We start from the raw sequence: 13,161 nt of genomic DNA, 5'->3' as shown, positions 1-13,161 counted from the left end.
AGCAGCCTGCAGATCGGGCCGTACACCGCAGGAAACGCGCGACGCAGGGCCTCGTCAAGAGTAGTACGCGCCACGCGTGGCGCAAGCGTGATGGAGAGGGGGAAGTGGGCGCCGGCACCCTCAAGCGTTACGGCCGCGGCGGATGCTCGCCCGACGATTCGATGACGTTGGGATGGCCGCTTGCGGCAAAGCGGGGCTCAAGCACGCGATGCAGCAGCATACCGAGCCCGGCGCCCGCGCATTCGGCCAGCACAAACCCCGGCACGCTGCCAGGCGCGATGCCGGCAAAGCTGTTGCTGAACATGCGCCCGAACGCGGCCGCCGGGTTGGCGAACGACGTCGACGCCGTGAACCAGTACGCCGCGCCGATGTACGCCGCCACCATCGACGCGGCCCGCCCGTTGGGCGCCCGCAGGATAACCAGCAGCAGGCCGGCGGTAGCCACCGCCTCGGCAATCCACTGCCCCGTGCCGCTGCGCACCTTGGTGGACAACTGCAGGAGGCTCATGTCGAACATGGCGTGCGCGAGCCATGCGCCCAGCACCGCGCCCGTCATTTGCGCAACGATGTACGGCAGCAGGGCAGCGCCGGGCAGCTCGCCACGGGCCGCCATGACCGCGCTGACCACCGGATTGAAGTGCGCGCCGCTGACGGGCCCCAAGGCTTCGATCAGGACGTAGAGGCCGCCCACCGTGGCGGCTGTGTTGGCGAGCAACGCGATGGCGACGTTTCCGCCCGCCAGGCGCTCGGCCATGATCCCGGAGCCGATCACGATGGCCAGCAGCAATGCTGTACCCAGGGCTTCGGCGGTGAGCCGGCTACGCAGTTCGACCATGGTGCTCAGGCCTGTGCAATGCGTTCCAGCGCGGCCTGCAGCTCGGCGTTGCTGAGCGTGTCCAGCGGCAGGGCCAGCAACTGCAGCATGCGGTAGCCGATGGCCTGGCGTGTCAGCTCAAAGGCCTGGCGCTTGCCTTCGCCACCGCCCGTGGCATTTGAGGGGTCGGCATAGCCCCAATGCACCTTCACGGGACTGCCGGGCCAGTACGGGCAGGCTTCCGCTGCGGCGCTGTCGCACACGGTAATGACGATGCGCATCTGCGGTGCGCCGTCGGCAACGAATTCGTCCCAGCTCTTGCTGCGGTAGCCGGTGGTGTCGATGCCTGCGTTGGTGAGGGCTTCCAGGGCGAACGGGTTGAGGCGGCCGCTCGGTGCGCTGCCGGCGCTGTAGGCGCGCACGTCTTTGCCGAGTTGTTTGGCCCAATGGTTGAGCATCCCTTCGCTCAGCACGCTGCGCGCGGAGTTGTGGGTGCAGAGGATGAGGACGTTGGTGGCCATGGGTTCGATTCGCTGTCAGCAGCAGGATGAGCCGGCGTCGGATTTCACTGCGATACCGATCGGCTTGCCTTTCGGGGCACGCGGTGCGCAACAGGCAGAACTTTCCGTCGCGGCTTCTTCCTTGTTGTCTTCGCTGAATACCGGGATGTTGCCGAGCGAATGGAAGTGTTCCCAGGCGATGCCCTGGGGGTCGGTAATCCAGTGCTTGTCGCTGCGGGCATAGCAGCAGGTGGTTTCGCCTTCGTCCAATAGGGCCATGTCTGCGGCTTCGGCGCGGGCCTTCAGTTCGGCCAGCTCGGCAGCGTCATCGACTTGAAAGCCAAGATGGTCCACGCCCGCGGCGCTGCCACGCGTCGAGATGGCGAAGTTGATGCGCGGGTCATCCAGCATCCACTTGGCGTAATCGGTTTCCACACGCGTCGGCTCAGCTGCAAACAGCTTGGAGTAGAAGGCGATGCTCTTGCTCAGGTCGTCAACGTGGACATGGACGTGGAATCGTTTCATGGGGATGCTCCTTCAGCATTTGCAGGCGGCGGCGTTGGCTTCCAGGCAGGCTTCGCCCTGGCAGCAGTTGGCCGTCAGGAAGCCCAGCAGGGCGTTCATGTGGTCATAAGCCGCGCGGTAGATCAGGTTGCGGCCGTCGCGCTCCTGCGTCACCAGGCGCGCGGCTGTCAGCTCCTTGAGGTGGAATGACAGCGTGGCGCCCGGCACGTCGAGCTGTTCGGCAATCGCGCCCGGAGTCAGACCTGTTGGCCCCGCAACTACCAGCATGCGAAACACTTGCAGGCGAATGCCATGGGCCAGCGCGGCGAGGGATCGTATAGCGTCGTTTTCTTCCATATTTCCAATATATTCGAAATATATGGCGGCAGCAAGACGAGCAGCCCGTGATGTCGGGAACAACTTGGGAGGCACTTGACGCTATTGCGCGAGAGATTGGGCGGAGGCGTTCGGTGGCTGCATCACCCATGGCCTGCCCTGCAGGCGGCTTTACCCACAACCCAGCCACGGGCTCGATGCCCGACAGAGGGTTTATCGGTTTACTTCTTTATGTATACAGATAGTAGTAGTAGATAACGGTGGATAAGTCCTGTGGATAAGCAGCAAAACCGCTTTGGTATCAACGGCTTGCAGAACGGACAACCCACCGGACAGCGTGTGCTTTCGCGTGGATGAGTCGGGGGCATCGCGTCTCACCCTGTCGACCCGGTGGGAAGTTGTTCCCGTGCTGTCTGCCTGCTGACCCCGGAGAACCAACACGCTTGTCCCTGGAGTTATTCACAGGGGGAGGGTGAGTTGTCCACAGCGGAGTTCTTGACGCCCGACTAGTGCGGGTAGTACTCCAACTCCGCAATGCGCGCCCGGATTGCCTCGACGTTCAGCCCTTCGATATCGGGGCTCGCCATCGAGCCGCTGTCTGCCCGCCACGGCGCATTGTCGGCCGCCTTCTGGGCATTTCGATAGGCGAGCCACGCACGCTGCGCGTTGCGGATGGCCTCGCGCGATACGGGGTCGGACTTGCGCATCACGGCCTGATACAGCGTGTTCATCTGCCGGTCGTAGGCTTGGTAGGCGGTGTGCGTGCACTCGGTCATGCCGGCCGTGGTCTCGCCGCGCGGGGTCTTCAGGCATTGCTCCAGCGCGTCGTCGATGGGGTCGGCAGCCGAGGCGGCCAGGGGCAGCAGCGCGGCCGCAAGGAATAGCGTACGTACGACCCCGCGCATACGCTGGGCGGCGGGATCGTGTGTTGGGCAGGTCTGGCGGGTGTGCGTGGGAAGGGCCATTGCATACCTCATCGTTTTTACGGCGGGGTGGTTGCCATGGTAGGAAAAGTCTTCCCGTGCCGCACGGGGCGTGGATGCTGCGTGCCCTCATCCTGGCCTCTAGGCCATCTCGCCTAGCCAAAGGCTGATAACGCGAACGCGGCGCCCGTTCTATACCTACGGTGTTCGGCCATGCGCGGCCGTGGCGGCTTTGTCGCGGCGCTTGCCTTGGCCATCATCCAGGAGGCAAACCATGCGCATGCTCGTCAACGTGCGGATTCCGCACGAACCCTTCAACACTTATGTGCGCGATGGCTCCATCGCCGAGTTGATTCCGCGCGTGATGGCCGAGTGCAAGCCCGAAGCTGTCTACTTCACCGAGCAGAGCGGCCACCGCGGCGCGGTGCTCATCGTGAATGTGGAATCGGCCTCGCACATACCAGCGTTGGCCGAGCCGTGGTTTCTGCTGTTCAACGCAGACTGCGAGTTCCGTATTGCGATGAGTGCCGAGGACCTGCAAAAGGCGGGGTTGGCGGAGATCGGCACCCAGTGGAAATGAGGTCACGCCCGGGCGCGTTGTGTCATCGATGCAGCAGCGGATACAGCCCCAAGCCAAGCAACGCTGCCCCCGCCACGATCACCGGCTCGGGTAGCTTCTTGAACTTCACCAGCAGCAACACCGTCGCCACGGCCAGCAGCGCCGTCGGCACATCGACGATGGAGCGCTTGGCCAGCACGATCACCGCGCCAGTAATGGCGCCCACGGCCGCTGCTGTTACGCCATCGACAAAAGCAAGGATGGCTGGCAGCTTGCCGTATTTCTTGAAGTACGGCGCCGGCAGAATGGTGAAGAGGTAGCAGGGCAGAAACGTGCCAAGCGCAGCCACGCATGCGCCGGGCAGGCCCGCCACCAGGTAGCCGATAAAGCCGACGGTGATGACCACCGGGCCGGGCGTGATCATCGCCACGGCCACCGCGTCGACGAACTGCTTTTCGTTGAGCCAGTGGTGCTCCGTGACCACGCCGCCGTAGAGGAACGGCACGATGGCCAGCCCCGAACCGAACACGAACGCACCGGCCTTGGCGAAGAACGCACCAAGTTGCGAGAGCAGCGGCCAGTCGAGCGTGCCCAGCATGCCGCTGGCCGCGGCAACCGGGGCGGCGGCCACCGCGTTCATGCGGCCCTGGCGCAGCCACCTGGGCGGTGCGCGCCAGAACCACACCAGCACACCCGCCGCCAGAAACAGCCAGGCCACCTCGGATTCAGTCACGACCGTCACCGCCGCCAGCAACAGGTAGACGGCCCACAGCAGCTTGTCCTTGCCGACGCTCTTGGTGGTGAGCTTGTGCGCGCTGATGGCGATGATGCCGATCACTGCGGCACCCACGCCGTAGAACACCGATTGCATCCAGGTCAGCCCGCCAAAGCGTACATAAGCCCAGCCCAGCGCCACCACCATCAGGAACGAAGGCAGCACGAACGCAAGGCCGACCAGCGTGGCGCCGACGATTCGGTAGTGCACATAGCCCAGGTAGATGGCCAGTTGCGCGGCCAGCGGCCCCGGCGCGAGCTGGGCGAGCGCAAGACCTTCCTTGTAGTCGGCCTCGGTGATCCACTGCCGGGTGTCCACCAGGTCGCGGCGCATGTAGCCTGCCAGCGCAACGGGGCCGCCAAAGCCGAGCGCGCCAAGCCGCAGGAAATACAGCAATAGTTGCCGCAGCGTGTAGGTGGGGCGTTCGGGAGCAAGGTTCATGAGTTGCCTGTCATGGGTGAAAGCCGTCAGGGTTTCCGGCTGCCGGAAAAATGCACGTACAGCGAGTCGAGCACGGTGCCGATCTCTGCGAGCAACGCATCGTCATCTGCCAGCCGTTTGCGGGCGCCCGCCAGGATGGCTTCGAACCCGCCGGCTTCAGGCGTGGCCGCGCCGCCCACGTCGAGCGCATGCACCATGGCGCCCAGCCGCGCGAGCCCCGGGTTGTCATCGAGCCCAAAGCTGGCGATGAGCACCTCGAACGAAACGCGCTCGCCAACATGCGTAAAGGTGGCACCGTCAAAGTCGAAACCTAGCGCTTCTGCTGGGCAATCGGCCGGGCTGTCGAGCCACAGGAACCGGGCGTGCGGGTCGATGAAGCGCTGGATGAGCCAAGCGCTGGCAACGCGGTCCACCCACAGGTGCCGGCGGGTTGCCCACAGGCGGCCCTGGTGCTGCGTGGGATCACGCCGGGGGATGTCGCCCGCCGCGGCACGCGGTTCGCCCGGCGAGTGTGTGGCTTCGGCCGCCGCAGCAAAGTCGCGCCATTGCGCATCGGCACGCACGGTCGCTTCATTGGAGAAAAAGTCGATCTTGCGGATGGCTTCGTAGGCGCGGGCATGGCGGCGCAGAAGCCGGTTGCGCTCGGCGGTGGGCAGGTCGGGGAGCGTCTTGCGCGCCTCAGACAGCTCGGCCAGCCATTCTGCGTAGTCTGGCGTGCGGTCGAACAGGGCGCGGTAGGCCGCGTCTTCCGCCGCATCGCCGGCTTGCACGCGCAGCACCCATGCCTGGCCGTTTTCCTGCAGCGTCTCGTCTGCCAACTCGTTGAGCTGTGCCGCATGCTCGGCACGCGCAGGCAGCAGGTAGACGCCATCGCGCAACGCCGCACAGCCGATCGCCTTGATGGCGCGCCAGATACGCATGCGCGCGGTGGCGCGGGCGGTGGGTAGGCTGACGATCAGCAACAACCAGGAATCGGGGGAGGCGGTCATGACGGCAGCATAGGCGTGCGTCACAACCGCTGCAATGTTGTAGAGATTGCTACATTAGCGCGGCGACAGGCCCATGGCTTTCACCAGGAACGCGTTGACGTCGGCCTCGGCGCGTTTGGCTTGCTCCAGGTTGGCGCCAGTGGAGACACCCCGGGTGGTGCAGCGCGTGTAGTCGGCCTGCATGGCCTGGAGGTTGGCGTACTTCTCGCCGCCTGGCAGCCGGTAGTACGCATCGTGCTGCACGTCGATCAGGGTCTGCGGGCAATCGCGCGCCGTAGTCGCACCTGGGAAGTACTTGAAGTACGCACGCGTGTTGTCGAAGTCGTGATACGCGCCGGGGTACACGTGCATCTCCACGGTCTGCCCATCACGCTGCATGATCTCCGCGGCGTTGCGGCAGAACTGCGCGGGTGTGTAGTCGTCTTTCTCGCCCAGCGCGAGCATCAGCGGGGCGCCGGTCAGCGGTGGCGGCGGGATCTCCCACCAGAGCGCCGAGCACCCGGGGTAGAAGCCGATGAGCGCTGCAAACCGCGTGTCGTCATCGATGACGCCTTTGCGGAACGCGTCGAGCGTCATGTCCAGTGACACACCACCGCCGCGCGAGAACCCGATCTGGCCGATGCGCTTCGGGTCGATCCGCGGGTCGGTGCTCAGCAGCTTGAGCGCGAACAGGGCATCGGCGTCGTTGGCGGCGGGGTTCAACTGCGATTGGTTGTCCATCGTATTGGCAATGCCGCGTGGGCCAAACGAATCCACCACGAACGCGGCCATGCCCATCTGGTTGAACAGCCGCACCCACCGGTCGACGTCTTTCTGCTGCGGCCCGGCCGAGCCGTGCGAGATCACCATCGCTGGCACCGGGCCCTGCAGGTTCTCGGGCAGGTACAACGTGCCCCAGACGGGCGTGGGCGTCTTGGCGAACTTGCGATGCACCAGCTCCCATTTGCTCTTGGGGGTGACGCTGTTGAAGTGGATGCGGCCGGTGGGTTGTGCCGAGAGATCGCTGACGATTTGCTGCGCCGATGCGGGCGCGGAGATCAGCGCCATGACGGAAACAACGCGGAACAGGCGGCGCAACAAGCCGACGGTCGAGAGCCTTCTCATGAGGGATCCTGGCGGTGGGGGGCGGAGGTGGTGATTGTGCGCTTGTGGGTAGCGGGATTCCACACAACACCGGCCCCTCTCAATGGCCGGGCAGCTCGGCGCCCCACGCCGCCGTAACGTTGCCGCCGAGCCTCCATTCAGAGAATGGGCGGCGCGGCGCAATCAACGCAGGCAGCCTCGGGTCTCGCACGTGGGCGTAGTAGGGCTCCATCCAGCACAACTCATCCTGGAGGGTCCATGGAAACAGCGCCTGCTTGATCGGCGTGATTTTTTCGAAGCTCGCCGGGTCAACCACCGCATTGATCACAAGGTTCGCCAGGCGGCCGATGGCGTGGCCGTTCTCCCGGTACAGGTCGATATGGCGCCGCTGCACCAGCTCGGCGGCAAACACCAGCGGAATGAGCGCGAACGTGTGGTAGTGCAGCGCACGGTCCCCGCGCTTGACCTCGCGTGCGAGCGCGCCGTCCGGGCCGATATCGCGGATGCCCTCGCGAATGCGCAGGAGTCCGGAGTTGATCAGGTCGCTGTTGTCGGTTGCGGTGCCGATGGCAATCAGGTTGAGGCCGGCCCAATACACCAGATTGTTATGCAGATGATTGATCGCCTCGGCGTTGCGGGTGGCGATCGCAATGCGTTCGAGCCACGGTGCAATCGCGTCGAGCTGCGCTTGGTTTCGCTTGCGGATGTCGCTTGGCATACGCAGCAGCACCATGGCGAAATCCGTTCCGGCCCACGATCGTTCGTAGTGGCCCTGATAGCCGGAAATCTTGCCCATCAGCGCATCGGCATCGGCCCAGGTTCGAAGCTGGCTCAGCACGCACGTCCAATCGCCCTTGTCGGCTGACGCGTTGAGTTGCGCGATGAAATTGCGCATCGGTTTTACGTCGCGCGCGTAGCCGGCTGCGTCGTCGTAAAAGCCGGGGGGATCGATCGTCTGGACGGGTGCGGGAATCTCACAGGCGCGGGCCGCATGCACCAAGCCGAAGCCTGCGCCGACGGCCAGCGAAAGAGCGAACAACGTTCGAAGGTAAGCGCGACGCATTTCAACCTCCGGGGCGGGGCGGCAAAGGACGGCAGACGGGGGAAGACCGGAGCGGGCGGGCTTGCGAGAGTCGATGCCCGCACACGCAAAACGGCGTGGTTCGCGGTGGCGTTGACGGGGGTTACAAACGGTAGCGACTATGAAAAAGAGCCGCATCGAGCGGCTCTTCTGACGTCAGCGGCAACGTGTCCTTACTGCGCGTTATCCCCATCGTCCTGCGCCTCACGCTCTTCGCGTTCCTCGCGCTCTTCACGGGGCAGGGTGAGCATGCCGGTGTTGTATACGTACTCGTACACCTCGCCGTAGCGGCCCCATTCGATGCCGATCTTGAGCACGCGCTCGGCTTCTTCGGGCTTGAGGTACGCCTCCAGCTCGCGCAGCACATGCTCTTCGCGGATCTCGCCGTCTTCGTTGGCTTCCAGCTCGGCGCGGATGTGCGCGGCCAGGGCCACGCGCTCCAGCAGCTTCTGGCCGAACAGCACCTTGCGCTCGGGCGGTTCGGTTTCCATGTAGGTCTTGCCGAACGGCGTGACGATGATGTCGCCGCGCTCGATGGTGGCCAGTTGCAGCAGGGCCAGCGCTTCGCAGGCGGGCAGCAGGTCGTCGTCGGTCACGCCGGCTTCTTCTGCCAGGTGCGGCAGGTCGGCGCGGCCGTTGAACGGCGCTTCGACCAGCAGGTCCAGAATGGCCTCCATCTGGCCGATCTCGGCATCGGGCAGGCGGTAGGCAAGCTGCTCGGCAGCGGGCTCCACGCCCACATGCACGCCCACGCGCTCCGGCGATGTCATCAGCCCATACACTTCGTCGATAAGGTTGCGCACCGCGGCGGAATCTCGGTTGCGGGGGCGCGGGAACGGCACGCGCACCTCGGCGCGGATGCGCCCCGGATCGCTCGAGAGGATGACGATGCGGTCCGCCATCATCACCGCCTCTTCAATGTTGTGCGAGACGATCAGGATGCTCTTGATATTGGTGCGGCGGTCTTCCCACAGGTCGAGCATTTCGTCGCGCAGGTTTTCGCCGGTCAGCACGTCGAGCGCCGAGAACGCTTCGTCCATCAGCAGCAGGTCGGGTTCGGTCACCAGCGCGCGCGCAATGCCCACTCGCTGGCGCATGCCGCCCGAGAGTTCGCGCGGCAGGGCGCTGTTGAAGCCCGACAGGCCGATGAGGTCGATGGCCTGTTCGGCCCGCTCCTCACGCTCGGCCTTGGGCACACCTTGCGCTTCCAGGCCCAGCTCCACGTTCTGCTGCACCGTCAGCCACGGGAACAGCGCAAACGACTGGAACACCATCGCAATGCCCTGCACAGGGCCGCTGTACTCGCGCCCGCGAAACAGCACCTGGCCGCGATCGGCGCGCACCAGGCCCGCCATGATGCGCAGCAACGTCGATTTGCCCGAGCCCGACTTGCCGAGCATGGCGACGATCTCGCCCTGGCGCAGGTTGAGGTCCAGGCCTTCGAGCACGGCACGGTCGGTGTGGTCTGCGGTGCGGAAGATCTTCGAGACGCCGCGCAGCTCCATGACGCTTTCAGCGCTCGGGCTATGGGTGCTGGTGGTAACCATGTGTGTTCTCAGCTAAATAAGGTCGTCTTAGAACGTGCTCAAGATCGGGGTGCGCAGTAGGATCAGGAGCCTGTTCTTACAGGCGGGTGCGCTCTTGGGCGATGTCGTACAGGCGGTTCCACAGCAGCCGGTTGAAGCCGACCACGAACAGGCTCATCACGGCAATCCCGAGCGCAATGCGCGGGAAGTCGCCCTTGGCCGTCATCTCGGCGATGTAGCTGCCCAGGCCCGTTGCCACCAGCGTGCGATCACCCCAGGACACGTATTCGGAGACGATGCTGGCGTTCCATGAGCCGCCGGCGGCCGTCACCAGACCCGTGAGCAGGTTGGGGAACACCGCGGGGATGAGGAAGCGCTTCCACAGCAGCCAGCCGCGCAGGCCGAAGTTGCGGGCGGCCAGTTTCAGTTCGGTCGGGATGGCCGAGGCGCCGGCAATCACATTGAACAGGATGTACCACTGCGTGCCGAAAATCATCAGCGGGCTCAACCAGATCTCGGGGTTGAGCGCGAAGCGCGCGATGAGCATCACCGCCAGCGGGAACATCAGGTTGGCCGGGAACGCCGCCAGGAACTGCGCCACCGGCTGGGCGATGCGGGCCACGTTCGGGTTCAGGCCGATGCGAATGCCGATCGGCACCCAGACCAGCGCAGCCAGCGCAATCAGCAGGATCACGCGCACCATGGTCAGGAAGCCGAGCCAGAAGACGTGGCCGACCTCGGCCCAGCCCACCTCGGAGCGCACGAACTGCAGCACATGCGCCACCGCCACCAGCGCGGCCAGGATGATGATCACATCGGCCACGCGGTGCGACCACGGGAAGCGCGGCAGGAATCCGTTGCCGCCGGCCGCGGTGGGGCGCGTGCGCTCGGCACCCCAGGAAAGCGTGCGCTCGGCCAGCGCGGCGGTGCGCTCAAGCAGCGCCTTGACCCACTCGGAGCGGCGCAGCAGGTCAAGCAGCCACGATTGCGGCTCGCGCTCCGACGACATCGCGTCGAAGCGGAAACGGTCCGCCCAGGCAATCAGCGGGCGGAACAGCAGCTGGTCGTACAGGATGATGCCGATCAGCATCGCCAGGATGGCCCAGCCGATGGCCGGCAGGTTCTGCTGCTGGATCGCCAGTGAGATGTACGAACCGATGCCCGGCAGCTTGATGTCGTGGCCCGACACCGAGATGGCTTCCGACGCGACCACGAAGAACCAGCCGCCCGACATCGACATCATCATGTTCCACAGCAGGCCCGGCATGGCGAACGGCACTTCCAGGCGCCAGAACCGCTGCCACTTCGACAGGCGGAACACCGTAGCCGCCTCTTCCAGGTCAATCGGGATGGTGCGAAACGATTGGTACAACGAGAACGCCATGTTCCACGCCTGCGACGTGAAGATGGCGAAGATGGCCGCGCACTCCACGCCCACCAGGTTGCCCGGAAACAGCGCAATGAAGCCCGTGACCGTGATCGATAGGAAACCCAGCACCGGAATCGATTGCAGGATGTCCAGCGCCGGGACCATCACCTTCTCGGCCGTGCGGTTCTTGGAGGCGATGGCCGCAAACGCGAACGAGAACGCCAGCGACGCGCCCAGCGCCAGCAGCATCCGGATGCTGGTGCGCAGCAGGTAATAAGGCAGTTCAATGACGTCGAGGCTGACGTCCAGATGTTCGCCGGGCGTGTAGGGCACGTTCATCTGCTTGGCGGCATACGCCACGAGCACGATGGCGGCCAGGATGATCGGCAGCAGCGCCAGGTCAAACCGGTTGGGCGGCGCCGTCAGCAGGTTGCCGAAATTGACGCCAAGGTTGGTACCGAAGGTGGTACCCAAGCGGCCCCGGATGGTGGTTTCGTTGTCGTTCTGCTGCATCTTGGATAACCGGGACGGAAACCGCGGACGAAATTTGGGCGCCTCAAGGCCTGGGCCGAGGCGCAATACATGGCGTGCGGGGCTGGGCGCGGTGCTTTGCGAAAGCGTTGCTTGGCACCCGGCGGCAAGCCGCCTAGTTTACCTTGCGTAACGTCAGAGCCCGCCGCGCGGTTGTCAGTCTGACGACGTCACATTCCAGAAATGTGACAGAGATACGACAGCGCCGGTTTGTCATGTTTTATCCAACACATCGCCCGGTTGCTTCGGAGACCCGCCATGGCCGTCATTGCGCAAGTGATCATTACCGTACAGGGCCGTGTGCAGGGCGTGGGCTATCGCGCCGCGTGTGTCCAGCGCGCCCGCCTGCTGGGTCTGCGCGGCTGGGTACGCAATCGCCGCGACGGCGCCGTCGAGGCCTTCCTGGCCGGCCCCGAGGCCAATGTGCTGAGCATGCGGGAATGGATGTGGGAAGGGCCGGACAGCGCCCAGGTCACGCAACTGGACGTAATCACGGGCGATCATGAGGCGCCCGTACCGGGTTTTGAGATCCGCCCGACGGTGTAATTTGGGCAATCAACGGACACGGATTCGACACGAAACGAGGGCAGCCAATGGCTCCAGGACGCAATGAAAACCGCGCGCAGCCTGGGTGGCGTTGCCCGCATGGATCGCGCAGGCAGGCGGCTTGCACTGCCTGTTCCGCGCGCTCTTCTGAACGTCTGAACGCGCATTGACGGAAAAAGGGCGACCGCGCAGGCCGCCCTTTCTTTCGCTGACGGGAGGTACCGGCTGATCAGTACACGTTCGGCACGATCATCTCTTCCGGCACCGGGTGGCGGATGTACTCCGCATGGTGCACGCGCTCGGGCAACAGCACCGGCGAATGCGGCACCGGGTGGTAAGGCACCTGGCCCAGCAGATGGTGGATGCAGTTCAGGCGGGCGCGCTTCTTGTCGTCGGCCAGCACCACCCACCACGGCGATTCGGGAATGTGCGATCGCTCGAGCATCACTTCCTTGGCACGCGTATAGGCTTCCCAGCGGCGGCGGCTTTCCAGATCCATCGGGCTGAGCTTCCACTGCTTGAGCGGATCGTCGATGCGGCTTTGGAACCGCACTTCCTGCTCTTCGTCCGTGACCGAGAACCAGTACTTGACGATCTGGATGCCGGAGCGTGCCAGCATCTTTTCGAACTCGGGCACGGAGCGGAAAAACTCTTCGTATTCCTCGTCGGTGCAGAAGCCCATCACGCGCTCGACGCCGGCGCGGTTGTACCAGCTGCGGTCGAACAGGACGATCTCGCCGGCGGCGGGCAGGTGCGCCACGTAGCGCTGGAAGTACCACTGCGTGCGTTCGCGGTTGGTGGGCGCCGGCAGCGCGGCCACGCGGCACACGCGCGGGTTCAGCCGTTGCGTGATGCGCTTGATGGCGCCGCCTTTGCCGGCGGCATCGCGCCCTTCGAAGATCACCACCAGGCGGTGGCCGGTCTCGATCACCCAGTCCTGCAGCTTGACGAGTTCGCCTTGCAGGCGGAACAGCTCGCGGAAGTACATGCGCCGGGTTTCGCGCGCTTCATCGCTGATGCCTTCGCCCCCGCCGAGCAGGTGGTCGTCGATTTCCATCTCCAGCTCTTCATCAAGCGTGTCGAGGAGGTCTTCCTGCAGGCGCGCCTGCCGGGCTGCGTCGCGTTCGCTCATGGTGTGTTGCTCCTGCCGATCTTGCGGATATTGCCGAGAGGGGCGCCGCGCT

Annotated in this window: 14 protein-coding genes; 2 read left to right on the top strand and 12 right to left on the bottom strand. The window is 64.9% G+C overall.

Annotation, left to right across the window (positions count from 1 at the left end; all coding sequences use genetic code 11):
- Nucleotides 1–127: 127 nt before the first annotated feature.
- From BEK68_RS20160 to BEK68_RS20140, 5 genes are all read right to left on the bottom strand, one after another.
- A complete protein-coding gene (locus tag BEK68_RS20160; RefSeq protein WP_012436764.1) occupies nt 128–835 on the bottom strand; it encodes an aquaporin in 708 nt (235 codons plus the stop codon).
- A gap of 5 nt (nt 836–840) precedes the next feature.
- Nucleotides 841–1,335, bottom strand: a complete 495-nt coding sequence (locus BEK68_RS20155; protein WP_012436763.1) for an arsenate reductase ArsC — start codon at nt 1,333–1,335, stop codon at nt 841–843.
- Between the two features lie 15 nt (nt 1,336–1,350).
- Nucleotides 1,351–1,839: an ArsI/CadI family heavy metal resistance metalloenzyme gene (locus tag BEK68_RS20150; protein ID WP_012436762.1), complete on the bottom strand. Its 489-nt coding sequence runs from the start codon at nt 1,837–1,839 to the stop codon at nt 1,351–1,353.
- A 12-nt stretch (nt 1,840–1,851) separates the two neighbouring features.
- Nucleotides 1,852–2,175 (bottom strand): ArsR/SmtB family transcription factor, encoded by a 324-nt coding sequence (locus BEK68_RS20145; RefSeq protein ID WP_004628510.1) that lies wholly within the window; start codon nt 2,173–2,175, stop codon nt 1,852–1,854.
- A 485-nt stretch (nt 2,176–2,660) separates the two neighbouring features.
- Nucleotides 2,661–3,119, bottom strand: coding sequence for a lysozyme inhibitor LprI family protein (locus BEK68_RS20140; protein WP_004628512.1), 459 nt, complete (start codon nt 3,117–3,119; stop codon nt 2,661–2,663).
- Between the two features lie 232 nt (nt 3,120–3,351).
- On the opposite strand from BEK68_RS20140, the gene BEK68_RS20135 reads away from it, so the two are divergent.
- Nucleotides 3,352–3,657, top strand: a complete 306-nt coding sequence (locus BEK68_RS20135; RefSeq protein WP_004628515.1) for a hypothetical protein — start codon at nt 3,352–3,354, stop codon at nt 3,655–3,657.
- A 22-nt stretch (nt 3,658–3,679) separates the two neighbouring features.
- On the opposite strand, the gene BEK68_RS20130 is transcribed toward BEK68_RS20135, so the two are convergent.
- The 6 genes from BEK68_RS20130 to BEK68_RS20105 form a co-directional block, all read right to left on the bottom strand.
- On the bottom strand, nt 3,680–4,852 hold the full coding sequence (locus tag BEK68_RS20130; RefSeq protein ID WP_012436761.1) for a chromate transporter: 1,173 nt from the start codon (nt 4,850–4,852) through the stop codon (nt 3,680–3,682).
- 26 nt (nt 4,853–4,878) lie between these two features.
- Complete coding sequence (locus tag BEK68_RS20125) at nt 4,879–5,841, bottom strand: chromate resistance protein ChrB domain-containing protein (RefSeq protein WP_012436760.1); 963 nt, start codon at nt 5,839–5,841, stop codon at nt 4,879–4,881.
- Nucleotides 5,842–5,895: 54 nt separating this feature from the next.
- Nucleotides 5,896–6,945 carry a dienelactone hydrolase family protein gene (locus tag BEK68_RS20120; protein WP_012436759.1) on the bottom strand — a complete coding sequence of 350 codons (1,050 nt, stop codon included), beginning with the start codon at nt 6,943–6,945 and terminating at the stop codon, nt 5,896–5,898.
- 79 nt (nt 6,946–7,024) lie between these two features.
- Nucleotides 7,025–7,987 carry a mannuronate-specific alginate lyase gene (locus tag BEK68_RS20115; protein ID WP_012436758.1) on the bottom strand — a complete coding sequence of 321 codons (963 nt, stop codon included), beginning with the start codon at nt 7,985–7,987 and terminating at the stop codon, nt 7,025–7,027.
- Nucleotides 7,988–8,178: 191 nt separating this feature from the next.
- Nucleotides 8,179–9,552, bottom strand: coding sequence for an ABC transporter ATP-binding protein (locus tag BEK68_RS20110; RefSeq protein WP_012436757.1), 1,374 nt, complete (start codon nt 9,550–9,552; stop codon nt 8,179–8,181).
- 76 nt (nt 9,553–9,628) lie between these two features.
- Nucleotides 9,629–11,413 carry an ABC transporter permease gene (locus tag BEK68_RS20105; RefSeq protein ID WP_004628526.1) on the bottom strand — a complete coding sequence of 595 codons (1,785 nt, stop codon included), beginning with the start codon at nt 11,411–11,413 and terminating at the stop codon, nt 9,629–9,631.
- 276 nt (nt 11,414–11,689) lie between these two features.
- Between BEK68_RS20105 and BEK68_RS20100 the strand changes: the two genes are divergently transcribed.
- The gene (locus BEK68_RS20100) at nt 11,690–11,977 is read left to right on the top strand and encodes an acylphosphatase (protein ID WP_009239507.1); all 288 of its coding nucleotides are present in this window, start codon (nt 11,690–11,692) and stop codon (nt 11,975–11,977) included.
- 229 nt (nt 11,978–12,206) lie between these two features.
- Here BEK68_RS20100 and ppk2 read toward each other — a convergent pair whose 3' ends face one another.
- On the bottom strand, nt 12,207–13,109 hold the full coding sequence (gene ppk2 / locus BEK68_RS20095; RefSeq protein WP_004628529.1) for a polyphosphate kinase 2: 903 nt from the start codon (nt 13,107–13,109) through the stop codon (nt 12,207–12,209).
- Nucleotides 13,110–13,161: the final 52 nt, after the last annotated feature.

It is taken from the genome of Ralstonia pickettii (genome assembly GCF_001699815.1).
Taxonomy (GTDB): domain Bacteria; phylum Pseudomonadota; class Gammaproteobacteria; order Burkholderiales; family Burkholderiaceae; genus Ralstonia; species Ralstonia thomasii.
Note: the sequence above shows the minus strand (reverse complement) of the source record. Positions and strands in the feature narration are given on the sequence as shown.